Genomic DNA, 25,497 nt, shown 5'->3' on the forward strand with positions numbered 1-25,497 from the left:
CTGTCCTGCCTATCACGATGCTGCTGCCTCAGCCGCCTCGTCGTCGGGAACCAGGTCCCGCAGGGTGGCGATGATGGTCTCCACGGCCACCGCGGTGGACTCCATCGGGAGGACGAGGAGTCCGGCAGCTTCGTGGAAAGTGGCTTGCGGATAGAGGCGCTCCAAGCGGACGCGGCGGCTGGGCCGGAGCCTCACCGGGCTGAGCCGGGCCACCCACTTCGGGCCACCGAAACCGGGGCCCTTTGCCACCGCCACATCCCGAACCCCGCTGCGCAGGCATTCGCACCGCAGACGGGCCACAGCCAGCAGCGTCTGGGCCACGTCGGGGATCGGCCCATAGCGGTCGACCCATTCGGCGGCCACGTCGTCAACCTGGTCGGGACTCTGGCAGCCGGCCACCCGTCGATAGGCTTCCAATTTCAGCTCCTCTTTGGGCATGTAGTCAGCCGGAATGCTGGCGGCCTGGGGCACATCGATGCTTATCTCGACCGGCTCGGGCGGGGTCTCACCCTTCAACTCGGCCACCGCTTCGGTGACAAGCTGGCAATACAGGTCGTAGCCCACCGCGGCGATGTGGCCCGACTGGCCGGTTCCCAGCATGTTGCCCGCGCCCCGGATCTCCAGGTCCCGCATGGCGATCTTGAAGCCTGATCCCAGCTCGGTGGCCTCGCCGATCGTCTTGAGCCGCTCATAGGCATCTTCGGTGATCACCCGGCCCTCGGGGGTGAACAGATAGGCGTAGGCCCGGGCTCCGGCCCGGCCCACCCGGCCCCGTAGCTGGTGGAGCTGGCCCAGTCCCAACAGGTCGGCCCGGTCCACCACCAAGGTGTTCACCGTGGGCATGTCTATGCCCGATTCGATGATGGTGGTGCACACCAGCACGTCGTAGGCCCGCTCCCAAAAGTCGATTACCACCTGCTCCAGCGTGCCCTCATCCATCTGACCGTGAGCCACCGCAATGCGAGCTTCGGGCACCATCTCCCGAAGGTCGGCGGCCACGTGGTCGATGTCGGCCACCCGGTTGTGGACGAAGAAGGCCTGGCCATCGCGCAGCAGCTCCCGGCGGATGGCTTCGGCCACCGGACGCTCGTCGAAGGCGCCCACGTAGGTCAAGATGGGCTGGCGGTCGGCGGGCGGCGTGTGCAGCAGCGTGAGGTCGCGAATACCGGTAAGGCTCATCTCCAGGGTCCGGGGAATGGGCGTGGCGGTGAGGGTGATCACGTCCACATCGGCCTTTATCGACTTGATGGCCTCTTTGTGGGTGACCCCGAAGCGCTGCTCCTCGTCCACCACCAGCAGCCCCAAGTCCCGGAAGGCGACGTCGTCGGACAGCAGTCGGTGGGTTCCGATCACCACGTCCACCGAGCCGTCGGCCAAGCCGCTCACCACCTTGCGGGCCTGGCCAGGGGACAAGAACCGGCTCAGCACCTCCACTCGGATGGGATAGCTGGCGAACCGGTCGCCAAATGTCTGGTAGTGCTGCTGGGCCAACAGCGTGGTGGGCACCAGCACCGCCGCCTGAGCACCGTCCTGGACGGCCTTGAAAACCGCCCGCAAGGCCACCTCGGTCTTGCCGAAGCCCACATCGCCGCAAATGAGGCGGTCCATGGGCACCGACTGCTCCATGTCGGCCTTGACCTCCACGATGGCCTTGTGCTGATCGGGGGTAAGCTGGTATCCGAAGGCCGACTCCATCTCCGTCTGCCACGGGGTATCGGGGGAGAACGCCCGGCCGGGGGTGGTGATCCGGCGCTGGTACAGCACCACCAGCTCCTTGGCGATCTCGCTGACCGCGGAGCGCACCCCGCTCTTGGTCCGCTGCCAATCGGCGCCCCCCATCTTGCTCAGGGTGGGCGACTCGCCCCCCGAATAGCGGCGCACGGCGTCCACCTGGTCGGTGGGCACATAGAGCTTGTCGCCCCCCCGGTACTCCACCAGCAGGTAGTCGCGGCTGACCCCGGCTATCGAACGGTTCACCATTCCGGCGTAGCGGCCCACGCCGTGGTGGCGATGGACCACATAGTCGCCTGCGGCCAGGTCGTCCATCTCTTGGGCCAACGACTGGCGGGGACGGCTGCGCCGGTGGGCCCGGCGGCGGCCGGTCAGATCGGCCTCGCCCATCACGGCCACTTTGGCGTCGGGGAGCACAAACCCCCGCTGAATTGGGGCCACCACCACGGACCCCGCGGGGTCAGAGGTACCCCCGAATCCGGCGTCGCCTCCCATGTGAACCGGGAGGTCCACCCCGTGCTCTCGCAGCAGTTCCGCCGACCGGGTGGCCGATCCGGCCCCGTCGGCAGCCACCCGAACCCGGTACCCGTCGGCCAGAAGCCGGGAGACCTGGGCCACGGGGGCCGACGGGTCGCCGATGGCCGAAGCCCACCCTCCCACCGCCACCACCGGAGTGGACGGCGAGGCCGGCACCGGGGTCATGGTCCACACCGGTGACTGGCAGGCGGTCAGCAGCCGGTCGTAGTCCACGTGCAGGCGGGGAAACTCCTCCCCGGCCGCACCCCAGGTCTGGGCCAGCGCACCAGCCAGATCCGCTTCCTCAGCGGCGATGTCGGAGGCGCGATCCCGCAGCCGCCCCGGCTCCAGCAGCACCACCAGGGCGTCGGCGCCGAGTCGGTCGGTGATGATCTCGTCGGTGTCGATGAGCCAGGGAAGCCACGACTCCATACCGTCGAAGAACTGACCCTCGGCCAACCGCTCCCACTGTTCTCGACCCCAAGGTCGGGAGGCCACCAGGCCCTCGGCCGCAGCTCGAACCTCTGGCACCGGCCGCACCTCACGAGCGGGGAAGATCACCGCCCTGCCTATGGGGTGGGTGGCCCGCTGGTCGGCCACCGAGAACTCGGTCAACCGGTCCACCTCGTCACCCCACAGGTCGATGCGCACCGGGCTGTCGGCGGTGGACGGGAACACGTCGACAATCGAACCCCGCACCGCGAACACGCCCCGGTGCTCCACCTGCACGTCGCGCCGATATCCCCGAGTGGCTAGGTTGACAACCAGCTGCTCTTGGTCGACTCGGTCGCCCGAAGCCACGGTCACCGGCTCGGCGTCGTCAGAATCCAAGACCAGGCGCTGGAGCAAAGCCCGGATCGGGGCCACCAGCACTGGCGGGCACCTGTCGGGATCGCGGAGCTGCCAGATGGCCTCACATCGTCGCCCCATGGTCTCTACTCCGGGGCTGATCCGCTCGAACGGCAGCGTCTCCCACGCCGGGAACACGGCGGCGCCGCCGTCGAGCATCGCGGCCAAGTCGCCGGCCAGACGCTCAGCGTCGGCGGTGGTGGGGACGGCCACCACCACCGGGCGGCGGCCGTTCAGCTCGGCGATGGCGGCCAGCACCGCAGCCTGGCCCGATTCGGCCACCGCCAAAGAGGCGTCGCGCTGCCCCAGAACCTGCACCACTGATGGGTCTGAGGCCAGCAGTCGCCCCAGTCCGGCCAAACCCGGTCCGGCGGCCGCAACTGCGGTAGCGGCCATCAGTTGAACCTGTTCATCACAATGTCAACCGGGCGGTCGAGCAGGGCCAGGGCGGCGTCGGCCGCCCGCTCCACCGCATCGTCCAACAGGTCCCGGTCGGCCCGGCCCGGTCGCTTCAGCACATAGTCGGCACCAGCCCGGGTATCGGGGGGCTTGCCCACTCCGATGCGGATGCGGGTGAACTCGGCCGTACGGAGGTGAGACTTGATGGACGACAGGCCATAGTGCCCGGCCAGCCCCCCGCCATCCTTTACCTTGATGCGCCCCGGGGGCAGGTCGAGCTCGTCGTGGATCACCACCAACCGGTCCAAGTGCTCGGCGATGCTCCAGCGGCGCACCAGTGCCCGCACCGCCTCGCCCGACTTGTTCATGAAGGTCTGGGGAAAGGCCAGCACCACCCGTCGGCCTTCCACCCTGATCTCAGCCACCAGGGCCGCCTCCCGGCTCTTGCCCAACGACTGCCCGTAGCGCTCGGCCAGAAGCTCCACCGCCTCGGCACCCACGTTGTGGCGAGAGCCCGCGTACTTGTCTCCGGGATTGCCCAACCCCACCACCACAAGATCGGCCGGGGTGTCGGTGTGCTTCTTTCGGGATCGCCAGCGGGAGGGCACGGCGACAGGCGCCGAGGGCTATTCGGCGGGGTCTTCGGAAGCGGCGTCGTCGCCCTGGTCGTCGGCTTCGTCGTCTTCCTCGGACACAATCGGCTGGCCGTCTTCATCCAGCTCGACCTCGGCCTCTTCGTCCACCTCAGGCTCTTCAATCTCCATGACCCTGATCGAAGTGCTGGCCACCAGCTCCTCGGGATCGCCGGCCAGCTCTACCCCTTCGGGCAGTTCGAGATCGCCAGTTCTCACCGTGTCGCCCATCACCATCTCGCTGATGTCGATTGTCAACTCGTTGGGAATGGCCTCGGGCTTGGCCAGCACCGCGACAGTGAAGGCAACTTGATCCACCACACCGTCTTCGTTGGTCACTGCGGTGGCATCGCCCTCCAGCACCACCCGAACCTCTACTTCCACGGCTACGTCGGCGTCCACCCGGATGAAATCCACATGGATGACCTCATTGCGAACCGGGTGGTGCTGCAAATCCTTGACCAGGCTGAGCTGGCGATCGCCGTCCACCTCCAAGGTGAGCAGGGCATTGAGGCCAGCTTCAGTGTTCAAGGCTGACCGCAGCTCGCGGGCATCCACTGCCACCGAAACCGTCTCTCCACCCAGCCCGTACACCACGCCGGGAACCCGTCCCTCGTGGCGCAGGCGCCGAGACGGCCGGGTACCCAGCTCGCGATGGGTATCGGTCTTCAAGATCAGCTCAGCCATAGTGCAGCTAGCAATCTTATCGGCCCGCAGCGCGAAAGGGCTAAGAGCTAAGAGAGGTTCTTGCCGCCGAAGATCTCGGAGACTGAGGTGTCTTCGAACACGGCATCGATGGCGTCGGCGATGATGCTGGCCACCGACAGCACTTCGACCTTGTCGATCTGCTTGTCGGGCGACAACGGCAAGGTGTTGGTGATAACCACCTTTGAGATCACCGAGTTCTTGAGCCGGTCGACGGCCGGGCCGGAGAACACGCCATGGGTGGTGGCGGCAACTATCGTGGCCGCACCCCGAGCGGCCAAGGCGTCGGCCGCGGCCACGATGGTGCCCCCAGTATCGATCATGTCGTCGATAAGCACGCAGGTTCGGCCCTCCACGTCGCCCACCACCTCTATGACCTCCACCGCGTGCTTGACATCCATGGCTCTGCGCTTGTGAACAATGGCTAGGTCGGCGTCCAGTTCGTTGGTGTAGCGCTCGGCAACCTTCACTCGACCCGCATCGGGGGACACAATTACCAAGTCGCCGTCGAAGTCCTTGAGATAGTCGACTAGCACCGGCATAGCGGTCAGGTGGTCCCATGGGCCGTCGAAGAATCCCTGGATCTGCCCAGAGTGGAGATCGACGCTCAGCATGCGATTGGCCCCCGCGGTTCGGAAGGTGTTGGCCATCAGCTTGGCGGTGATGGGCTCACGGCCCGCGGCCTTGCGGTCTTGGCGGCCATAGCCGTAGAAGGGGCACACCGCGGTAATGCGCTTGGCCGAGGCCCGCCGGGCCGCGTCCACCATGATGAGATGCTCCATCACCGCGTCGTTGATGGAGGCGTCGCCGTGCGCGGTGTGGCTTTGGACGATGAACACGTCGGTGCCCCTCACCGATTCCTCAAACCGACAGTGGATTTCCCCGTTGGCGAAGTCGGCGATGTTGGGCTCCACCAGCTCCTCTCCAAGTGTTTCGGCGATCTCGGCGGCCAGTTCGTGGTTGGCCCTACCCGAGATGATGGCCAGCTTCTTCTTGGTGACGAGTTCCATGAAATCAAATTCCTTCAGTGGAGGCAGGTGGTATTTGAGCTCCAGGCTCCAGGGTGATGTAGGCCCCAACATGGGCATCGGCGCCGATCTCGGCGTCAGTGGCCGACACCGCCTCCACCACCGCTCGAGGACCGACAACGCAATCGACCAAGTGGGTGTGGGGACCGATGACCGCATCCTCGCCGATCACCGTCTGGCCTCTGAGTACGACACCAGGGTGGATGACCACATCGGCGGCCAGCTTCACGCTCACGTCGATGTAGGCGCTGTGGGGGGCCATGATGCGCACCCCAGCGACCATCCAGTTGCGGTTGATGCGCTGACGCATCTCCGCTTCGGCGAAGGCCAGTTGCTCTCGGTCGTCCACCCCCTGAGCCTCAGATTCGTCGATAGCGAAAGACCCCGCGTCGTGCCCGGCGGAGGTGAGCACGGCGACCGCGTCGTTGAGGTCGTACTCGCGCCCGAAGTCGCCGGAGGCCAGTCGGCGCAGGGCCGGGGACAGCAGGCTCCGGCGGAAGCAGACGATTTCGGCGGGCTCCTCGGACGCCGTGGCCACGGTGGCCGCGGCCCCGGACAGCCGGTGCTGGGCGGACAGGCCCCGCAGCGTCTGACCCTGCATGAGCGGCATGTCGGCCGAAACCACCAGCACATCCTCGTCGTCGACATCGCTGTCCAGGGCGGACAGGCCCAAAGCGGTGGCATCAGCCGTGCCCCGCTGCACGGGCTGCTCGACAAAGTCGATCCGAAGGTCGTAGGCCTCCTCGGTGACGTGTTTGGCCACTTCCTCGGCGCCAAAGCCCACCACCACGGCAATTTGGCGGGGCTTCGCGGCGGCGAGGGCATCTATCACGTGCAGCAGCATGGCCCGGCCGCAGAGGTCGTGGAGGGGTTTGGGTCGCCCCGATCTCATACGAGCGCCCCTGCCCGCAGCCAACACAACCGCAGAAAGGGGCATTGGATCAGCCGTCATGTGTTTAGCGGGCCAACCCGCTCTCGACCATCACATGTGTATTTCTAGCGCGGCTGGCGAGGCAGGACTCGAACCTGCAACCTCCTGGTCCAAAGCCAGGCGTTCTGCCACTTGAACTACTCGCCAAGGAGCCCCTTGCTATGCAGTCGTCAGGCACCATTTGCAGGCTACTCCATGACCACCATATGAACTCTCGGGTTATTGGTGATGGCGTTGGCCGGGCTAGCGTGGAAGCACCATGGGATCGTTGATCAAGAAGCGCCGCAAGCGGATGCGCAAGAAGAAGCACAAGAAGATGCTGAAGCGCACTCGCTTCCAGCGGCGGGCCCGCGGGAAGTAGACCTAGCGCACTCGCTTCCAGCGGCGGGCCCGCGGGAAGTAGCTCCCCCACTCCTCTTCAAGCTCGCAAAGGCTGAGAGGGCACGGTGCTAACCACGATTCGACCCTCACCGGGGTAGGCGCCCTCGACAAACCAGGTAGATCCGCTGCCGGCCAACCTTGCCGTCTGGCCAGTGGCCTCCTCCAACTCTCGGCGGTATTGGTCCAGGCGGGGTTCCACTTCAAGAGCGGCCGGCTCCAAGTCGTTCCCGTTCGATCCCTCGGGTCCTCCCATCTCGTCCCAGCGCTGATATACCGCTGGTGTGGAGCATCCGAATGGGGGGATGTTCAGGGTAAGCGTTCGGGGAACGTAGTCAAGCGGCTGCACAAGCTCACCAATGCCTTGCACACGAGCCCGCCCGCCGACCAGGCAGAAGGGGACGTCGGCACCCAGCTGAGCCGCTCCTTGGACTTTGGTGTAGCCGGCCCAGCGCAAAATGGCGGCGGCGTTGGCCGATCCTCCCCCCAACCCGGCCCCGGGTGGGATTCGCTTGTCCACTGTGATCCGGGCAGTGCGCCCCACCAGGGCCAGCGCCCGGGTTATGAGATTTTCAGACGGGTCAATCTCGTCCGCTCCGCTGATGGCAACTCCGTGGCCCTCCTCGATCTCCAGCGTGTCGGCCAAATCGAGGGCCACCATCTCGGCATCGATCAAGTGATACCCGTCATCTTGCACGCCGGTAATGCGCAGCGACAAGGTGAGCTTGGCCGAGGCGATGAGCGTGGTCATCGAGACGAGGCTACGACAGCCAATTCGGCCCAGTCGGCGAGGGTGAGTTGTTCGGGGCGGGCGGTGGGGGAAATGGCGGTTTGGGCGAAATGATCGGGCGTCAAGTGGGCGGCCAGCGAGCGGCGTAGCATTTTGCGGCGCTGGCCAAAGGCGGTGCGGATTAGGGAGAACAGATGGTCAGGATCAGCTTCGACGGCTGGGGCCGGTAGTCGCTCCATCCGGACCACCGCAGACGACACCCGGGGTCGGGGGTAGAACACCGTGGGAGGTACCGAGCGGACGATGCGGGCCTCGCACCAGTAGGCCACCTTGAGGGTGGGAATCCCGTAGGCCTTGGTACCCACCGGGGCCACCAGCCGATCGGCCACCTCCTTTTGCACCATGAAGGTGATGGTCTCGATGCGGGGCTCGTTGTCCAACAGGTCCAACAGCAGGGGAACGGCCACGTTGTAGGGCAGGTTGGCCACCAGCGACCACCGCCTCTCGGTGGGGCCGAGCTTGGTGCGCCACTCTGAGGTGGTGGCATCGGCGTGGACAATCTCGACGTTGGGAGCATCAGCCACCTCGGCCAGTGGGGCCAGCAGGTGGCGGTCGGCCTCCACGGCCAGCACATGATCAACCTCGGCGGCCAGGGCTCGAGTGAGCGACCCCAGCCCCGGGCCGATCTCGACCACCGAATCCTCGGGGGCCAGCTCAGCGGCCCTAACCATGGCATCGATGGTGTTGGGGTCGACCACAAAGTTCTGACCCATGGCCCGGCTGGGAGCCAGACCGTGGCGGTCCAGCAGGTCAAGAACCTGGGTGCGGGTAAGGGTCATAGGCCATAGAAGGCGGCCGCGTTGTCCCAGGTGTGCTCGGCCACCTGCTCCGGTGCGATGCCGTGGACTCGGGCCAGTGCCTCGCCCACCAGCGGCAGATTCGCCGGGGCGTTGCGCTTGCCGCGCAGAGGTACCGGCGCCAGATACGGCGAGTCGGTTTCCACCAGCAGCCGGTTTAGCGGGCACAACTCGGCCGCCGACCGCACGTCGTCGGCCGAGGGGAAGCTCACGATGCCGCTGAACGACAGGTACGCCCCCCGATCAAGGGCGGCCCGGGCCTCGTCGGCACCTCCGGTGAAGCAGTGGAACACCGTGTGGTCGGGCACCCCGCCCTCGTCCAGGATGGCGAAGGTGTCGTCCCACGCCTCCCGAGTGTGGATCACCAGGGGCATCCGATGCCGATGGGCCATGTCGATCTGGACGGCGAACGCCGCCTGCTGGTCGGGTTGCGGGGAGTGGTTGTAGTGGTAGTCGAGCCCGCACTCCCCTACTGCCACCACTCGGTCGGATCCCAGCAAATCCTCGATGCCGGCGATGCCGTGGCGAGCCTCGTGAGGGTGAACTCCCGCCGTGGCCCACACCCGGTCACTGGCCGCGGCCTTGGCTACTGCGGCCATCGAGGTGGCCAAATCGGTGCCCACATCGATCAGGCGCTCCACTCCGGCCGCCGATGCCTGGGCGACCACCTCATCCAGCGTGTCCGACTCCAGGTGGCAGTGGTTGTCTATCCAGCGCACCTTCAGCCCTTGAGGCGGGGGAATAGCGGATCGCCTTGGGCCACCGGCAACCTGCCGGGATACTGCCCCCACACCGCGGCTTCGGGCAGCCGCTGGTCGAGGGGAGATCCGTCCAACCCAAGGCGGGTCCACGCCGCCTCGCAGGAAGTGGGGATGGCCGGGCTGGCCAGCACGCACACGATGCGCAGAGCCTCCAAGGCATTGCCCAGCACCGTGTTCACCAAGGGCCCGGAGTCCATCTTCCACGGCTCGGTGGCCTGCAAGTACTCATTTGTGTCGCGGATTAGCCGCCAAGTGGCCTCCAGCGCTACCGACGGCTGGAACCGGTCCCAGGCCGCGGCGGCGTCGGCGTACACCTCGGCGGCAATGTCGGCCAGCGGATGGTCGGGGTCGGGAGCAGGGCCGATCCCGTCGCACTTTTGGTGAACCAACGTGGACGACCGCTGCAACAGATTGCCGAAGTTGTTGGCCAGATCGGTGTTGTAGCGGTGCTGGAGTGCCTCGTGGCTGACCTCGCTGTCGGGGCCGAACGGCGTGTCACGGAGCAGGGAGTAGCGGAATCCGTCCACGCCGAAGTCGTTGACGAGGTCGGTGGGCGAGATCTGGTTGAACGCCGACTTGGACATCTTCTCCCCGCCCACCAGCAGCCATCCGTGGACGTGGTATTGGGGCAGTTCCTCGACCCCGGCGGCCAGGAGCATGGCCGGCCAATACACGCAGTGGAAGCGAATGATGTCTTTGCCCAGCAGATGGCGCACCGACGGCCACCACTGGGCAAACCGCTCGTCGTCGTTCCCGTAGCCCGCCGCGGTGGCGTAGTTGGTGAGCGCGTCGTACCACACATAGAACACATGGCCCTCGGCCCAGGGCACCGGGATGCCCCAGTCGATGGAGGTGCGGGTGATGGAGATGTCCCGCAAGCCGCCCCGGATGATGCCCAGCGCCTCGTTGCGATAACCCTCGGGGGTGATGTTGGTGGGGTTGGACTCGAACCACTTCAACAGCGGCTCCTCGAATTCGGAGAGCTTGAAGAAGTAGTTCTCCTCGGTCATCCGCTCCACTCGGCCCGACTCGATGTCCTCCTCCGACACGTCTTCTTCTGACACGTAGGCCTCGTCCGACACCGAGTACCAACCGTCGTAGACCGCCGAGTAGATGTAACCGTTGTCGTAGGCCCGCTGCATGAGGGTCTGGACCGAACGGTGGTGGCGGGGCTCGGTGGTGCGGATGAACTCGTCGTTGGCCACGCCGAGCTCGGCCCACGCTTCCCGAAAGCGCTGACTGGTGCCGTCGGCCTGCTCTAGGGGAGACAGGCCGTTGGCCTCCGCGGCCCGCTGAACTTTGAGGCCGTGCTCGTCGGTCCCGGTCAGGTAGAAGACCTCTTCGCCCAACAGCCGATGCCAGCGGGTGACGGCATCACCGTTTAGCACGGTGTAGGCGTGGCCGATGTGGGGCGCGTCGTTGACGTAGAAGATCGGGGTCGTCAAGAAGTAGCGCGACACCGGATCACCCTACTTTCCTCGGCCCGCTGTTCCCGATTGGGATGGCCCAAGTGCTCGGGGTCACTCCCCGAACATCTCGGCCGAACGGCGGGCCAGCTCATCGGGGGCCACGTCCTCCACATGGGTGGACACGTTCCAGCGGTGGCCGAACGGGTCGGTGAACTGACCGCCGCGGTCGCCGTAGAAATGGGTCTCCACCGGTCGTTCGGCGGTGGCCCCGGCAGCTACCGCCTTGGCGAAGGTGGCATCGGCGTCCTCCACGTACACCATGACAGTGACCGCAGTGCCGCCGATCTTCTTGGGTCCGATCACATCCATCTCGGGATATTCGTCGGACACCATGATGATGCTGTCGCCGATGGCCACCTCGGCGTGGCCGATCATTCCTCCGGGGGCTGATATCCGCATGCGCTCGGTGGCGTCGAATACCTCGACCATGAAATCGATGGCCGCGGCCGCGCCGTCCACGCACAGGTAGGGGGTGACACGGGGGTAGTCGTCGGGAATGGGCTTTACTTCGCTCATGGGGACTCCTCTGCCAACTGGGCCAGTACTTGGGGCCTCTGGAAGAGTCAGTCTTTCAGACTGATCTGGTACACGGCTCGTCGGGACACTCCGAGGTCGGCGGCCACCGCGGCGGCCGCATCCCGGCGGGACAATCCGTCGGCCAACCTCTCCTCAAGCGCCGCTCTGATCTGGGTCACCGAGGGCGGAGCAGGGTCGGGGCAACCGGCCACCACCAGCACGTATTCGCCCCGGGGCTCTGCCTCGCCTACCTGGGCAACGGCATCGGCGAGGGTGCCCCGCCATACCTCCTCGTGCAGCTTGGTCTGCTCCCGCACGATGGCGATGGCCCGATCCCCGCCCAGCGCTGATGCCAGGTCGCCCAGGGTGCGGGCCAGCCGATGCGGCGCTTCAAACAGCACCATGGTGCGAGGCTCGGCCGCCAGCGCGTGGAGGCGATCGGTGCGGTGGCGCCCCTTCTTGGGCAGAAATCCCTCAAAGCAAAAGCGCCCGGTGGGCAGGCCGCTCACCACCAGGGCCGACAAGGCAGCCGACGGGCCGGGTACGGCCTCCACCTCGGCTCCGACCTTGAGGACCGCCTGCACCACCTTGGCCCCCGGATCAGACACCGCTGGAGTGCCGGCATCGGTGACCAGGGCCACCATGTTCCCGGCGACGATCAGGTCGGCGATCTCGGCCGCACTGGCCTTCTCGGTGTGCTCGTTGACCACCAGCAACCGGGGAGCGCTCACCCCGGCGTGGGCCAGCAGTTTTCCGGTGCGACGAGTGTCCTCGCAGGCCACCACGTCAGCGTCGGCCAATGCCTCCACCGCTCTCGGGGACAGGTCGCCCAGGTTGCCGATCGGGGTGGCAACCAAAACCAGCTTTCCAGCCATGCTTCCTCCCCAATCCTGGATCTTGTCTATCCCCGATCGGGATCACCTAATCCAGGAGCTTGTCTATCCCCGATGGGGATCACTAGCAGTCTGTCGCACTTCCAATCGATCGCCGGGCTTTAGGCCCCAGCGGGTAAACGAACCGGCCTCGGCCTCCAGTACCGCCCGGGCCCGCCATACCGGCAGGCCAACCCGAAAGCGAGCCATGGTGGTTGCTTTCAGCACCACCAGATTGCGGTCCAGATAGGCCACGTCAATGGGAAAGCGCATGCCCAGGGTGTGGACCGATAGCGCCGGTCGCAGCAGCAGCGCATTGTCGAACTCGTCCCGGCCCAGCAGTCCGAGGGCCCGTTCCCGCCAGCCGGTGGCGAATTCCACGGTGGCCAGCACCCGGTCGTCACAGACGAGCCACGCCATCTCATGATTTTCCAACTCCAGCGGCGTTTGTTCAAGAGGGACTTTGACAACCGCTAAACGTTGAAGCGAATCTCCATCACGTCGCCGTCGGCCACCAGATAGTCGCGACCCTCGGTGCGCATCACGCCCAGTTCCTTGGACTTGGTCCATCCGCCCGCCTCCAGCAGTTCCTGCCAGCCGATCACGTCGGCCCGAATAAACCCCCGCTGGAAGTCGGTGTGGATGCGCCCGGCGGCCTCCGGGGCGGTGGCGCCCATGCGGAAGGTCCAGGCCCGGGTCTCTTTGTCGCCGGTGGTAAAGAAGGTGCGCAATCCCAGCAGGTCGTAGGCCGCGTGGGTGAACCGGCCCAGGGCTCCCTCGCCCAGGCCCAGGCCATCGAGCATCTCGGCCCGCTCCCCGGCGGGAAGCTGGGCGGCCTCGGCCTCGAGCTGCACGCACACCGCTATAACCCCGGCCCGGCCGTCCAGCTCGGCGGCCACCGGTTCGATCACCGCATCGGCATCGTCGAGTTGGTCCTCGCCGATGTTGACCACCGCCAGCACCGGGCGGTTGGTGAGCAGAAAGCTCTCCCGCAAGTCGGTTCGCTGGTCGGCCGACAGATCGCTGCGATATATCGGGATACCCTCGCCCAACACGTCGGCGGCAGCTTCCAAAGCGGCCACCTCCCCGGCCTGCGAACGGTCTTGCACCGCAGACTTGCGCCGTTTGACCAGCCGGTTCTCCACCGAATCCAAATCGGCCAGCGTCAACTCGATCTCCAACACCCGCAGGTGGTCCAGCGGGTCGGTGGGGCCGGGCACGTCGGGGTCGACGAAGGCCCGGAGAACGAACACCACCGCGTCCACTTCCCGAATGCCGGCCAGAAACTGATTGCCCAAACCCTCGCCCCGGCTGGCCCCCTCCACCAGGCCGCCGATGTCGGTGAACTGCACGCTGGCCGGGGTCACGGTGCGAGAGCCGCTGAGCTCGGCGATGGCGTCAAGACGGGGGTCGACCACCTTGGCCACGCCCACGTTGGAGCTGGTGGTGGCAAACGCATACGGCGCGGCCAGCACGTCTGACCCGATCAAGGCGTTATACAGGGACGACTTGCCAGAGTTGGGCAATCCGACGAACCCGAAGCGCTCCACGGGTCGTTCACGCTAGCCCCGGCCGGTACTATTTCTAGAGACGCGGAGGTTCGAATGTCGAAGCGCACCCAAAAACGCAAGGCCCGAGCGCGGCGCAAGAAGGCCAACCATGGGCGGAAGCCCAATGCCGGGCGCAACAGCTGAACCGAGCTCTTCGGCGCCATCACCCCCGGGCGCAACAGCTGAGCCCAACTCTCCCTCTCCGCCCATCCCCTCGGGCACGCTGATCTATGACGGCGACTGCGGTTTCTGCACCGCCACCGCTCTGTGGGCGAAACGTCGGCTGAGCGACGACTACCGGGTAGTCCCCTCCCAGCAGGCCGACCTCGATGCCCTCGGACTTACCGATGAGGATGTAGCCCGCTCAGCCTGGTGGGTCGACCCCGACGGCACCCGCTCCGACGAGCACCGATGCATCGCCAATGCCCTGAGAGCCATGCCCGCCCCCTGGCCCGCGCTAGGCCGCCTGCTTACCTTGGGACCCATCAGCCCGCTGGCCCGCTGGACATATCGACTAATAGCTGGCAATCGCTACCGCCTGCCTCGATTCGGCAGCCCCAAAAAGTGCGATAGGTAGCCGCAGCGCTGACAACTCAGACCGCGGCGGCCTCGTCGAGCTGGAAGTCCTCGTACTCCTCGCCGGTGTCCACCCAGTCTTCGAACTCGATTACGTGGATCTCCTCGAACCGGCGCCGCAGCCAGCCGTCGCCGGCATCCAGCAGGCCCAGCTTCTTGCAGTTGGGCACGATCTTGGAGAACAGGATGTTCTGGAACGGCTTCTGGTCGGCGGGCAGCGACAGGAAGTTTTCCACCATGGGCCGCACCGGCACGCCCATGCGCTCCCACACCTCTTGGGACAAGAACCGGTCGCGCATCCGCACCGCAGCCTCAAAGGCGAACTCCTGGCGCTCACGAAGCTCAGGAACAGTTAACTCGCTGTAGAACTCCTGGAGGCTGAGCACCCCGAAGGCCACATGGCGGGCCTCGTCGGCCATCACATAGCGAAGGAGCTGCTTGAGCAGCGGCTCGGGGGTGAGCTGGTACATGAAGCCGAAGGCGGCCAAGGCCAGGCCCTCCACCATGATCTGCATGCCCAGGTAGGTCATGTCCCAGCGGCTGTCATTGATGATGTCGTCGAGCAGCATCTTGAGGTGGACGTTGATGGGATAGGAGTCGCCCAGCTTGGTTTCGATGTACTGGCCGAACACCTCCACATGGCGGGCCTCGTCCACCACCTGGGTGGCGGCGTAGTACTTGGCGTCGATCCACGGCACGGTCTCGACGATCTTGGCGGTACACAACAGAGCCCCCTGCTCGCCGTGGAGGAACTGGCTCATCCGCCACTTGAAGCTCTCCAGGGAGAACTCTCGCCACTCAGCCTCGCCCCAGTTGTCGGTGGGGAGACGGCGACTCTTGTCGGGCTCAAACTCGGGAGTGAAATTGGACTCGGAGAAAACGGAGAACGCCTCATAGGGGTCCACCTCAATCGACCAGTCCAGGTCGGTTTGGGCGTTCCATTGCGACGTCTTGGCCTTCTCGTACAGGCGCTCCAGCTGGGGCCGGGCGCCCTTGGCGTAATCCCAGGTGAACAGGGCGTCGCTGTTGTCCTGAACGGCGTGGATCAACGAGGTCACATCGCTATTGGCTCGAGAGATATCGATGATGGTGTCGATGTCGTTGACGTCGGCGCGTCCGATGATCTCTTCGTCAGTGCGAGTGGGCGGAGCCATGCGTCTCTCCTCTACCGCCGAGGGCCAGGCCGATTGGTTGAATGATATCGCTGATGATCGAATCTGAGACTTTGCGGCGCCCAGTCACTCCAGGGAGTTGATGCCCCCGATAAACACTCCGGCGGCCGCTCCTCCGTCCACCGGCAAGTCGGCGCCGGTGATGTGGGACGACTCGTCGGAGGCCAGAAACAGCGCGGCGGCCGCGATGCCCTCCAGCGGGACCTCGCCGGGAATGCCCCGATTGGCCGAGTAGGCCGCGGTCTCATCCATAAACGACATCATCTGGTCGAACCACTGGGCGTACATGGCCGGGTTGCCGCCCGCGGGACACACGTTGTTGACCCGGATGCCAGATCGGCCCAATTCCAGGGCGGCGCAGCGCATCAACCCCCCAAGGCCGAACTTGCTGGCCCCATAGGCCGAAATCCCGTTCATGCCAATGAGTCCGTCAATGGAACTGATGTTGACGATCGAGCCGCCCCCGGCCGCCTTCATCGGTCCGATCACCGCGCGCATGCCCAAGAACGGGCCGACCAGGTTCACGTCCAGCACCTGGCGGTAGACATCGGCCGGGGTGCGCTCGATGGACCCCAAGTGCAATATGGCGGCGTTGTTCACCAGCACGTCCACTTGGTCCATGCCGCTCACCACCTCGTCCCAATGGGCCTCATTGGTCACGTCGAGCTTGACGACTCCGTCGCCCTCGGCGATATCGGTGGCCACCACCACGGCGCCCTCATCCCGGAACATCTGGGCGATGACCTCTCCAGTGCCCCGGGCTGCGCCGGTGACGATGGCTGTCTTTCCTGCAAGCCTTGACATGGCCCCACCCTAGACACTTTGAGGCTCCTCAAACTCACTGATCCGACCCCGTGTTCGACACTGTGGCTGCCACCGTCCTGGGCTAGCCTCGTGTGTCCAACCACTGGCATCAGACGGAGGGGTTCAGATGCGTAAGAAACTCATTGCTCTATTGGCCCTGCTGTTTTGCCTGGCCCTGGTAGCGGCCGGCTGCGGCAACGACGACGATGATGACGGTGCGGCTCCTGCGCCCGCACCTACCGAGGCTCCGGCACCGGAACCAACCGAAGCACCAGCTCCTGAGCCCACCGAGGCCCCGGCCCCCGAGCCAACCGAAGCGCCGGAGCCTGAGGCGCCAATGGCGCCTTCCGGGGCCCTGATCTCGTTGGAGGAAGAATGCGAGGCGTGGGGCGGCATCCAAGCCCCCGACGGCTTCCGGGTGAACATGGTCACCGACATCGGCAAGGTGGACGACGGCACGTTCAACCAGTTCGCCTATGAGGGCATGATCGGGGCCACCGAGTGCTTCGGCATCGAGGACTTCAGCGTGATCGAGACCGCGTCGGAGGCCGACTACGACGCCAACCTGAGCACCTCAGCCAGCGAGAACCCCGACGTGCTCATCACCGTGGGCTTCCTGCTCGGCACCGACACCATGGCCGCGGCCAGCGAGAACGCCAACATCAACTACATCGGCATCGACCAGTGGCACCCCGAGTACCCGTCCAACTATGTGGGCGTGCTGTTCAACGAGCACGAGGGCGGCTTCATCGCCGGTGCCTTGGCCGCCTCGCTCAGCGAGTCGGGCGTGGTCGGCGTGGTCGCCGGCCGCGAGGACGTACCCCCGGTGGTGAAGTTCGTCAACGGCTACGAAGCCGGCGCCAAGTACATCAACCCCGACATCCAGGTGCTGTCGGTGTACAACGAGAGCTTCACCGATCCGGCCAAGGGCGCATCCGACGCCCAGCAGTTCATCGGCGACGGCGCTGATGTGATCTTCGGCGCTGGTGGTCCCACCGGCTCCGGCGGCATAAAGGCCGCCGCTGAAGCCGGGGCCTGGGGCATCGGCGTAGACCAGGACGAGTACTACACCACCTTCAACGGCGGCACGGCTCCTGGTTCTGAGTACCTGGCCAGCTCGGCCATCAAGCGGGTGGACCTGTCGGTGTTCCGCAACATCGCCACCACCATCCAGGGCACCTTCGCCGGTGGGCCGTTCGTGCTCACCGCCGAGAACCTGGGCATCACCTACGCCCCATTCCACGACGCCGCGGTGAGCGCCGAAGCGGCCGCCAACGTGGAGATGGTGCGAGCCGGACTGGCCGGCGGCACCATCGACACCGGTGTGTGCGGCATCGACGGCCTGTTCATAGGCGAAGGCTCTCTCTGCGACTAACCGATCCTGTGATCAACAACTGAAAGGCGGCGGCTGAAAGAAATCAGCCGCCGCCTTTCGCGTTCGGCCGGCGTCATTTGACGTAGCCTGGGCTGCGCATGGCTCAAGCAAGCGGGGGCACAGTGCTGGAGGTTGAGGGCATCACCAAGGCCTTTCCAGGAGTGGTGGCCAACGACGACGTGAGCCTCACCCTCAATCAGGGCGAGATCCACTGCCTGCTAGGAGAGAACGGCGCCGGCAAGAGCACCCTGGTGAACATGGTGTTCGGGCTGTATCGGCCCGACCAGGGCACCATCAAGGTGCGGGGCGAAGAGGTGCATTTCGAGGACTCGGGTGATGCCATCGCCCGGGGCATCGGAATGGTCCACCAGCACTTCCAGCTCATCCCGGTGTTCACCGTGGCCGAGAACATCATCCTGGGCAACGAGGTCACCAAAGGGGCGTTCCTAGACCTCGACACCGCCCGCCGCCAGATCGACGCCCTGGCCGAGCGCTACGGGCTGGCCGTAGACCCCGATGCCACCGTGGGCGAGCTCTCGGTGGGCGAACAGCAGCGGGTTGAGCTGGTCAAGGCCCTGTTCCGAGACGCCGACATCTTGATCCTCGACGAGCCCACCGCGGTGCTCACTCCCGGCGAGGTGGACGACTTCTTCGGGGTGGTGGAAAGCCTCACCGGCCAGGGCAAGTCCATCATCTTCATCACCCACAAGCTGCGCGAGGTGCTGGCCGTGGCCGACCGCATCACCGTGCTGCGGTCCGGGCGGGTGGTGGGGACGACCACGGCTGAGGGCGCCACCCAGCAGTCGCTGGCCAACCTGATGGTGGGGCGCGATGTGGTGTTCCGGGTGGACAAGGCCGAAGCCGATCCGGGGTCACCGGTCGTTCGTGTGCAGGGCCTGCGCTCACAAGACGACCGGGGCGTGGAGACGGTCACCGGATTGGATGTGGAGGTGAGGGCCGGAGAGATCTTCGGTATCGCCGGCGTGGAGGGCAACGGCCAGCGAGAGCTGGTGGAGACCATCTGCGGAATGCGTCCGGCGACCGGGGGGCGAGTGGAGATGCTCGGGCAGGAGACCACCCACTGGACTCCCCGCAAAATCCATGAGTTGGGCGTGGCCCATGTGCCCGAGAACCGCAGCAAGCACGGGGTGGTGGCCCAGTACACCGTCGCCGACAATCTGGTGCTGAACCGCTATCACCAACGCCAGTTCTCCCAGCGCGGGGTGCGCAACGCCGCGGCCATCAACGCCGAGGCCGAAGAGCTGGTGGAGCAGTTTGATGTCCGCACCCCCGGGGTCGACGCCACCATCGACACCCTGTCGGGCGGCAATCAGCAGAAGGTGATCGTGGCCCGAGAGCTGACCGGCGATCTCAAGGCCTTGATCGTGGCCCAGCCCACCCGGGGCCTCGACGTGGGATCGATCGAGTTCATCCACCGCAAGATCATCGAGTTGCGCGACCAGGGCGTGGCGGTGCTGTTGGTATCGGCCGAGCTGGACGAGATCATGTCGCTGTCCGACCGAATCGGTGTTCTCTATCGGGGCCGACTGGCCGGAACGGTGGACGCCGCCGACGCCACCCGCGAAGAACTCGGCCTGCTCATGGCCACTGGCTCTTCTGGAGGCCAGTCGTGAGCGCCGCCAAGAACGCCAACGCCGGGATTGGGCGGGCCGCAAGCCAAGTCCACCGCCTGCTAACCGAAGCATGGCGGCTCCAACCGCTGTACGTATCGCTCTACGCCATCTTGTTGTCGTTCGTGGTCGGCGGCGTGCTGATCTCCATCATCGGGGTCAACCCCTTCACCGCCTACTGGGCGCTGTTGCGGGGCATGGTGGGCGGGGGCGACCAAATCGCCGGGTCGGTGGCCCGGTCGGTGCCGTTCATCGGGTCGGCCTTGGCCTTGGCCTTCGCCTTCCGAGCCGGGCTGTTCAACATCGGCGCCGAGGGTCAGCTCCTGGCCGGTGGCATCACCGCGGCCTATGTGGGGGCGCTGTCGTGGATGTCCGATCTGCCCGGCATCGTGGCCATCCCGCTGATCCTCATCGCCGGCACGCTGGGGGGTGCCTTTTGGGGCGGAATTCCCGGCGTGTTGCGCACCAAGACCGGGGCCCACGAGGTGATCAGCACCATCATGCTCAACTCCTTGGTGCTGTTCGGAGTCCGCTGGATGGTGAACTCCCGTGATCCGATAGTCCTGCGGGACACCGAGAGCACGGTTCCCCGCACCGACCCCATCTCCGACACCGCGGTGCTGCCCGAGCTGGTGGACAGCCAGCCCGTTCTCCACACTGGCCTGCTCGCTCTGCTGGGCATCTGCTTCGTGGTGGCTTTCGTGCTCAACCGCACCACTTTCGGGTTCGAGGTGGGCACCGTGGGACTGAACCCCCACGCCTCCCACTACGCCGGGATCAACGTGAACCGGGTAATTGTGATCTCGATGGCCGCTTCGGGAGCATTCGCCGGGCTGGCCGCGGCCTCGGAGATCTCGGGCACCAACGGCTTCTTCCAGCCGGGCACGTTCTTCCTGATGGGCTTCGACGGCATCGCCATCGCCCTGTTGGCCCGCACCAACCCGGTGGCCATCATCGCCGCCGCCCTGTTGTGGGGGTCGATGCTGTCGGGAGCGCCGCTGATGCAGCAAGAAGCCGATGTGTCCATCGACGTGGTGCGGATCATCCAGGCCATGGTGCTGTTGTTCGTGGCCGCTGACGCCATAGTCCGCTACCTGTTCCGGGTGCGAGAAATGGACCAGAGCCCGTTCAAGGCCACTTCCGTCGAGGGGGCGGTGTGACCATGATTGACCACACCACGAGCACAGCTTGGATATCAGTGCAACCCCGGAGAAGCGTGTGACCACCGTCGAGCACGCCGTGGGCGCGACCGGAGCCGCGGAGCGGACTGGTCTGAGTCGCCAGACGGTGACCGGGCTGGTCTTCGGGCTTCTGGGAGTGGCCCTGATCGCCGGGGTGGCCCCGGCCATCAGCGGCAACAGCCGGAGATTCAATTTCGAGCCGCCCCCCGACCCGGCCGGCATCGGATTCCATCCCCCGACGTGGGTCATAGCCATCGGTGTGCTGTTCCTGGTCGCCGCGGTGCTGGGATTCGCGCCCCCCGACGCCCGGCGGTACGCCAGCCCGGCCCGGCTCTTGAGCGCCATAGCTCTGATCCCATTGGTGCTGGTGCTCAGCCTGGCGCTATCCGACAACCCCAGCACCAACATCATCAACCTGTTCAACGAATCGCTGGTGCTGGCCACCCCGCTGGCCTTGGGAGCCACCACCGGCTTGTGGTGCGAGCGCTCGGGCATCATCAACATCGGCATCGAGGGCACCATGCTGGCCGGCGCCGGCATCGGCTACATGACCTACGCCACCATCGGAGATGCCCAGTCCACCGGGTGGCTGTGGTTCTCCATCCTCATCTCGGTGCTGGCTGGCGGACTAGTGGCCTCCCTCTTGGCCGTGCTGTCCATCCGCTTCGGGGTGAACCAGATCGTGGCCGGGGTGGTGATCAACCTGTTCGCCTTGGGGCTCACCGGCTTCCTGCGCTCGGAGGTGATCGTCAAAACCGGCATCACCACCGGGGTGGGGACCTCTGAGTTCGGCTTGCCCTTGCTGTCGGAAATCCCGGTGATCGGCGATCAGCTGTTCCGGGGCAAGCCCATCTACTGGATGATGTATCTGGTGGTGATCGGCACCTGGCTGGTGATGTTCCGCACGCCGTGGGGGCTGCGGGTGCGATCGTGCGGGGAGAACCCCCATGCCGCCGAGACGCTGGGCGTGAACGTGATTCGGATCCGCTACCAGTCGGTGATCCTGGGCGGGCTCATCGCCGGTCTGGCCGGGGCCTGGTTCTCCATGGAGTCGCAGACCCGCTTCGAGGACAACATGACCAACGCGGCGGGGTTCATCGCCCTGGCCGCCCTCATCTTCGGCAAGTGGACCCCGTGGGGGGCGTTCGGCGGGGCGCTGCTGTTCGGCTTCTCCCGGGCGCTGGGCACCCGACTCCAGTTCCTCGGGGTAGAGGTGAGCGGGTTCGAGATTCCCAGCGAGTTCCTACAGGCCCTGCCGTTTGTGGTCACGCTGGTGGTGGTGGCCGGGGCGGTGGGCCGCTCTATTCCCCCTGCGGCCGCGGGCCAGCCATTCCAGCGAAGCAAGTAGCGGAAAGAGACGAAATGGGCGCAACGCAGGAGATCCCGTGGAGTGAGTTGTGGGCCGCGGCCCATGAGGCGTCCACGGGGGCCTATGCCCCGTACTCGAAGCTGTCGGTGGGCGCGGCTGCGCTGACCAATGACGGGCGGATTGTCACCGGGTGCAACGTGGAGAACGCCTCCTACGGGCTCACCCTGTGCGCCGAATGCGGATTGGTGGGCGACCTGCACCGCACCGGGGGCGGGCGGCTGGTGGCCGTGGCGGTGACCGACGGCGACGGCAACCCGCTCACCCCCTGTGGGCGCTGCCGTCAACTGCTCTACGAAGCGGGCGGGGCCGCTTGCCAGGTGAACGAGACCCAAACCGTGGGCGAGCTGCTACCCGGCGCCTTCGGCCCCGACGACCTGCCGTGAACGCGGTGGCGTGATTCCCCGAGGCGAGGACGAATCGTGAACGCGGTCGATCTCATCGTCGCCAAGCGTGACGGCGGCGAGCTGAGCGACGAGCAGATCAACTGGTTCATCGAAGGAGTCACCTCGGGCGCCATCCCGGCTGAGCAAGCCGCCGCCCTGCTCATGGCCATCGTGTGGCGGGGCATGACCGGCCGAGAGCTGGCCACCTGGACCGCGGCCATGATTGACAGCGGCCAGCGGCTGGACTTGTCGAGCCTGGCCCGGCCCACGGTCGACAAGCACTCCACCGGCGGGGTGGGCGACAAGGTGTCGCTGGTGCTGTGCCCGTTGGTGGCGGCCTGCGGCGCGGCAGTGCCCCAGCTCTCCGGGCGGGGCTTGGGCCATACCGGGGGCACCCTCGACAAGATGGAGGCCATCAGCGGCTGGCAGGCCGCCCTCAGCCACGATCAATTCCTGGGCCAACTCCAGGACGTGGGCGCGGTGATCGCCGCGGCCACCGCCGACCTGGCCCCCGCCGACCGAGTGCTTTACGCCCTGCGAGACGTGACCGGAACGGTGGCGTCGATCCCGCTGATAGCCAGCTCGATCATGTCCAAGAAGATCGCCGAGGGCACCGCCGGGCTGGTGCTGGACGTGAAGTTCGGATCGGGGGCGTTTCTGCCCGACCCGGCCATGGGCGAGGAACTGGCTCGCACCATGGTCGGGCTGGGCCACGCCCACGGGGTGGACACCGTGGCGCTGCTAACTGATATGGACCAACCCTTGGGACTGGCTGCGGGCAACGCCCTTGAGGTGGCCGAGTCGGTCGAGACATTGGCCGGGGGCGGGCCCGCCGACCTGGTGGATGTGACCCTGGCTTTGGCCCAGGAGATGGTGGCCATCGCCGGTCTCGACGCCGACCCCGCCGAGGTGCTGGCCTCCGGCCGGGCCATGGACGTGTGGCGGGCCATGGTGGCCGCCCAGGGCGGCGATCCCGCCGCTGCGCTGCCCGCCGCCCCGGTGGTGGAGCACTGGACCGCCCCGGCCGACGGGGTGGTCAACCGCATAGACGCCCTAGCCGTGGGAGTGGCGGCCTGGCGGCTGGGCGCGGGCCGAGCCCGCAAGGAAGACAATGTGTCGGCGGTGGCCGGGGTGCTCCTGCGCCGAGCGCACGGAGACCGGGTGGCGGCGGGCGAGGTGATCGCCGAACTGCACACCGACGACCCGTCCCTTTTGCCCGCGGCCCACGAAGCCCTGAGCTCAGCTTTGACCATCGCCAACACCGCTCCCGAGCCTCGCCGCCTGATTGCCGCTCGGATTCCGTACCATTAGGGCAGTGATTCACCCGACAATCGAAGAAGTAAGAGCCGCTCCAAAAGTCCTGCTGCACGACCACCTGGACGGCGGCCTGCGCCCGCAGACCGTGGTGGAGTTGGCGGCGGAGACCGGCTACGACAACCTGCCCACCACCGACGCCGACGAGCTGGCCCGCTGGATGGTGCGAGGGGCCAGCCGCCTAGACCTCACCCTGTACCTGGAGACCTTCGCCCACACCGTGGGCGTCATGCAGACCCGCGACGCCCTGGAGCGGGTGGCGGCCGAGTGCGCCGAAGACCTGGGCGACGACGGAGTGGTCTACGCCGAGGTGAGGTTCGCCCCCGAACTGCACACCGAGGAAGGGCTGAGCCTGGACGAGGTGGTGGAGGCGGTGGTGGCTGGCTTCGAGGCGGGCAGCGCCAACCGCAACATCCGCATCGGCACGCTGCTCACCGCCATGCGCACCGCGGCCCGCTCGCTGGAGATCGCGCAGCTGGCCATTCGCCATCGCGACCGGGGCGTGGTGGGCTTCGACATCGCCGGGGCCGAGGCTGGTAACCCACCCACCCGCCACCTCGACGCCTTCCACCTCATCCAACGGGAGAACTTCCACTTCACCATCCACGCCGGGGAGGCCTACGGCCCTCCGTCCATCTGGGAAGCCGTGCAGTACTGCGGCACCGAGCGCCTGGGCCACGGGGTGCGCATCGTCGACGACATCGACTTCGGCCCCGACGGCACCCCCAAGCTGGGCCGCCTGGCCGCCTTCGTGCGGGATCGGCGCATCCCATTGGAGCTGTGTCCCACGTCCAACGTCCACACCGGGGCGGCGCCGTCCATCGCCGAGCACCCCATCAAATTGCTGAGCGACCTGCGGTTCCGGATCACGGTCAACACCGACAACCGCCTGATGAGCGCCACCTCCATGACCCAAGAGGTGATGCAGCTGGTGGACGAGTTCGGCTTCAGCTGGGCCGACATCCAGTGGCTGACCATCAACGCCATGAAGAGCGCGTTCATCCCCTTCGATGAGCGGCTGGAGATCATCAACAAGGTCGTCAAGCCAGCCTACGGCCCCCTCTCGTTGTGACCTCGGCCACCATTGAAACCGTCGGCCTCGATGCCGATGACACCTTGTGGCACAACGAGTCGATCTTCGCCGACTACGAGGAGCGAATGGCCAACCTCGTGGCCCGCTACCTGCCCGATGTGGACTTCCACGAGCGGCTCATCGAGCTGGAGCGCCACAACGTGGCCATCTTCGGCTACGGCATCAAGGGGTTCGTGCTGTCGATGATCGAGACCGCCATCGAGGCCACCGATGGCCAGATCACCGCCCAAGAGATCCACACCATCGTGGGCTGGGCCAAGGAGATGCACGCCCACCCGGTGGAGCTGCTCGACGGGGTGGCCGACACCATCGAGGAATTGGAGCACCGCTACCGGCTGGTGCTCATCACCAAGGGCGACCTGTGGAACCAGGAGACCAAGATCGCCGCCTCCGGGCTGGCCGACCACTTCGACGCGGTGGAGATCGTGGCCGAGAAAGACGAGGCCACCTACACCCGGCTATTGGAGCGCCACGACATCGCCATCGACCGGTTCGTGATGGTGGGCAACTCGGTGCGCTCCGACATCGAGCCCGTGGTCGCCCTCGGCGGCCGGGGCGTCCACATCCCCTATCACCTCACCTGGGACCTGGAGCACGCCACCATTTCGCCCCACGACAGCTGGGTGGAACTGTCCGACATCCGCCAACTCCCCTCCTGGCTGGCCGCCCAATAGC

Annotated in this window: 25 protein-coding genes and 1 tRNA gene; 10 read left to right on the top strand and 16 right to left on the bottom strand. The window is 66.3% G+C overall.

Features of this window, described 5'->3' with window-relative positions:
- Positions 1-12 precede the first annotated feature (12 nt).
- From mfd to ACOGXH_RS13990, 6 genes are all read right to left on the bottom strand, one after another.
- On the bottom strand, positions 13-3,492 hold the full coding sequence (mfd, locus tag ACOGXH_RS13965) for a transcription-repair coupling factor (RefSeq protein WP_419929702.1): 3,480 nt from the start codon (positions 3,490-3,492) through the stop codon (positions 13-15).
- Entirely contained in the window at positions 3,492-4,103 is a 612-nt protein-coding gene (pth, locus tag ACOGXH_RS13970) for an aminoacyl-tRNA hydrolase (RefSeq protein WP_419929703.1), read from the bottom strand. Before pth ends, mfd begins: the two co-directional genes overlap by 1 nt.
- A gap of 18 nt (positions 4,104-4,121) precedes the next feature.
- Positions 4,122-4,814, bottom strand: coding sequence for a 50S ribosomal protein L25 (locus ACOGXH_RS13975; RefSeq protein WP_419929704.1), 693 nt, complete (start codon positions 4,812-4,814; stop codon positions 4,122-4,124).
- A gap of 47 nt (positions 4,815-4,861) precedes the next feature.
- Positions 4,862-5,842 carry a ribose-phosphate diphosphokinase gene (locus ACOGXH_RS13980; protein WP_419929705.1) on the bottom strand — a complete coding sequence of 327 codons (981 nt, stop codon included), beginning with the start codon at positions 5,840-5,842 and terminating at the stop codon, positions 4,862-4,864.
- Between the two features lie 4 nt (positions 5,843-5,846).
- Entirely contained in the window at positions 5,847-6,812 is a 966-nt protein-coding gene (locus ACOGXH_RS13985) for an NTP transferase domain-containing protein (RefSeq protein WP_419929706.1), read from the bottom strand.
- A gap of 53 nt (positions 6,813-6,865) precedes the next feature.
- Positions 6,866-6,938: transfer RNA gene (locus ACOGXH_RS13990), tRNA-Gln, on the bottom strand.
- Positions 6,939-7,050: 112 nt separating this feature from the next.
- Here ACOGXH_RS13990 and ACOGXH_RS13995 point away from each other — a divergent pair.
- Positions 7,051-7,152, top strand: a complete 102-nt coding sequence (locus ACOGXH_RS13995) for a 30S ribosomal protein bS22 (protein WP_419847603.1) — start codon at positions 7,051-7,053, stop codon at positions 7,150-7,152.
- Positions 7,153-7,209: 57 nt separating this feature from the next.
- On the opposite strand, the gene ACOGXH_RS14000 is transcribed toward ACOGXH_RS13995, so the two are convergent.
- From ACOGXH_RS14000 to ychF, 8 genes are all read right to left on the bottom strand, one after another.
- A complete protein-coding gene (locus ACOGXH_RS14000; protein WP_419929707.1) occupies positions 7,210-7,920 on the bottom strand; it encodes a 4-(cytidine 5'-diphospho)-2-C-methyl-D-erythritol kinase in 711 nt (236 codons plus the stop codon).
- Positions 7,917-8,738 carry a 16S rRNA (adenine(1518)-N(6)/adenine(1519)-N(6))-dimethyltransferase RsmA gene (gene rsmA / locus ACOGXH_RS14005; protein ID WP_419929708.1) on the bottom strand — a complete coding sequence of 274 codons (822 nt, stop codon included), beginning with the start codon at positions 8,736-8,738 and terminating at the stop codon, positions 7,917-7,919. The genes ACOGXH_RS14000 and rsmA overlap by 4 nt, the downstream gene beginning before the upstream one ends.
- Positions 8,735-9,475 (bottom strand): TatD family hydrolase, encoded by a 741-nt coding sequence (locus ACOGXH_RS14010; protein WP_419929709.1) that lies wholly within the window; start codon positions 9,473-9,475, stop codon positions 8,735-8,737. Before ACOGXH_RS14010 ends, rsmA begins: the two co-directional genes overlap by 4 nt.
- Before the next feature lie 2 nt (positions 9,476-9,477).
- Entirely contained in the window at positions 9,478-10,977 is a 1,500-nt protein-coding gene (locus ACOGXH_RS14015) for a class I tRNA ligase family protein (RefSeq protein WP_419929710.1), read from the bottom strand.
- A 60-nt stretch (positions 10,978-11,037) separates the two neighbouring features.
- Positions 11,038-11,502, bottom strand: coding sequence for a VOC family protein (locus ACOGXH_RS14020; protein ID WP_419929711.1), 465 nt, complete (start codon positions 11,500-11,502; stop codon positions 11,038-11,040).
- A 47-nt stretch (positions 11,503-11,549) separates the two neighbouring features.
- Entirely contained in the window at positions 11,550-12,377 is an 828-nt protein-coding gene (gene rsmI, locus ACOGXH_RS14025) for a 16S rRNA (cytidine(1402)-2'-O)-methyltransferase (protein WP_419929712.1), read from the bottom strand.
- A gap of 63 nt (positions 12,378-12,440) precedes the next feature.
- Positions 12,441-12,794, bottom strand: a complete 354-nt coding sequence (locus ACOGXH_RS14030; RefSeq protein ID WP_419929713.1) for a DUF192 domain-containing protein — start codon at positions 12,792-12,794, stop codon at positions 12,441-12,443.
- Between the two features lie 53 nt (positions 12,795-12,847).
- The gene (gene ychF / locus ACOGXH_RS14035; protein WP_419929714.1) at positions 12,848-13,924 is read right to left on the bottom strand and encodes a redox-regulated ATPase YchF; all 1,077 of its coding nucleotides are present in this window, start codon (positions 13,922-13,924) and stop codon (positions 12,848-12,850) included.
- A 124-nt stretch (positions 13,925-14,048) separates the two neighbouring features.
- On the opposite strand from ychF, the gene ACOGXH_RS14040 reads away from it, so the two are divergent.
- Complete coding sequence (locus ACOGXH_RS14040; protein ID WP_419929715.1) at positions 14,049-14,501, top strand: thiol-disulfide oxidoreductase DCC family protein; 453 nt, start codon at positions 14,049-14,051, stop codon at positions 14,499-14,501.
- A 16-nt stretch (positions 14,502-14,517) separates the two neighbouring features.
- On the opposite strand, the gene ACOGXH_RS14045 is transcribed toward ACOGXH_RS14040, so the two are convergent.
- Positions 14,518-15,654: a ferritin-like domain-containing protein gene (locus ACOGXH_RS14045; protein WP_419929716.1), complete on the bottom strand. Its 1,137-nt coding sequence runs from the start codon at positions 15,652-15,654 to the stop codon at positions 14,518-14,520.
- Between the two features lie 84 nt (positions 15,655-15,738).
- Positions 15,739-16,476 carry an SDR family NAD(P)-dependent oxidoreductase gene (locus tag ACOGXH_RS14050; protein ID WP_419929717.1) on the bottom strand — a complete coding sequence of 246 codons (738 nt, stop codon included), beginning with the start codon at positions 16,474-16,476 and terminating at the stop codon, positions 15,739-15,741.
- Between the two features lie 127 nt (positions 16,477-16,603).
- On the opposite strand from ACOGXH_RS14050, the gene ACOGXH_RS14055 reads away from it, so the two are divergent.
- The 8 genes from ACOGXH_RS14055 (at position 16,604) to ACOGXH_RS14090 (ending at position 25,496) form a co-directional block, all read left to right on the top strand.
- Positions 16,604-17,851 (top strand): BMP family ABC transporter substrate-binding protein, encoded by a 1,248-nt coding sequence (locus ACOGXH_RS14055; RefSeq protein ID WP_419929718.1) that lies wholly within the window; start codon positions 16,604-16,606, stop codon positions 17,849-17,851.
- Between the two features lie 98 nt (positions 17,852-17,949).
- Positions 17,950-19,485 (top strand): ABC transporter ATP-binding protein, encoded by a 1,536-nt coding sequence (locus ACOGXH_RS14060; RefSeq protein WP_419929719.1) that lies wholly within the window; start codon positions 17,950-17,952, stop codon positions 19,483-19,485.
- Entirely contained in the window at positions 19,482-20,642 is a 1,161-nt protein-coding gene (locus ACOGXH_RS14065) for an ABC transporter permease (protein ID WP_419929720.1), read from the top strand. The genes ACOGXH_RS14060 and ACOGXH_RS14065 overlap by 4 nt, the downstream gene beginning before the upstream one ends.
- Before the next feature lie 58 nt (positions 20,643-20,700).
- Positions 20,701-22,011 (top strand): ABC transporter permease, encoded by a 1,311-nt coding sequence (locus ACOGXH_RS14070; protein WP_419929721.1) that lies wholly within the window; start codon positions 20,701-20,703, stop codon positions 22,009-22,011.
- 14 nt (positions 22,012-22,025) lie between these two features.
- Positions 22,026-22,415 carry a cytidine deaminase gene (locus ACOGXH_RS14075; protein WP_419929722.1) on the top strand — a complete coding sequence of 130 codons (390 nt, stop codon included), beginning with the start codon at positions 22,026-22,028 and terminating at the stop codon, positions 22,413-22,415.
- Positions 22,416-22,451: 36 nt separating this feature from the next.
- Positions 22,452-23,726 carry a thymidine phosphorylase gene (locus ACOGXH_RS14080; RefSeq protein WP_419929723.1) on the top strand — a complete coding sequence of 425 codons (1,275 nt, stop codon included), beginning with the start codon at positions 22,452-22,454 and terminating at the stop codon, positions 23,724-23,726.
- A gap of 4 nt (positions 23,727-23,730) precedes the next feature.
- On the top strand, positions 23,731-24,801 hold the full coding sequence (locus ACOGXH_RS14085; protein ID WP_419929724.1) for an adenosine deaminase: 1,071 nt from the start codon (positions 23,731-23,733) through the stop codon (positions 24,799-24,801).
- Entirely contained in the window at positions 24,798-25,496 is a 699-nt protein-coding gene (locus tag ACOGXH_RS14090; RefSeq protein ID WP_419929725.1) for an HAD family hydrolase, read from the top strand. The genes ACOGXH_RS14085 and ACOGXH_RS14090 overlap by 4 nt, the downstream gene beginning before the upstream one ends.
- Position 25,497: the final 1 nt, after the last annotated feature.

Source organism: Candidatus Poriferisocius sp., from assembly GCF_965208355.1.
Lineage (GTDB): Bacteria > Actinomycetota > Acidimicrobiia > Acidimicrobiales > Bin134 > Poriferisocius.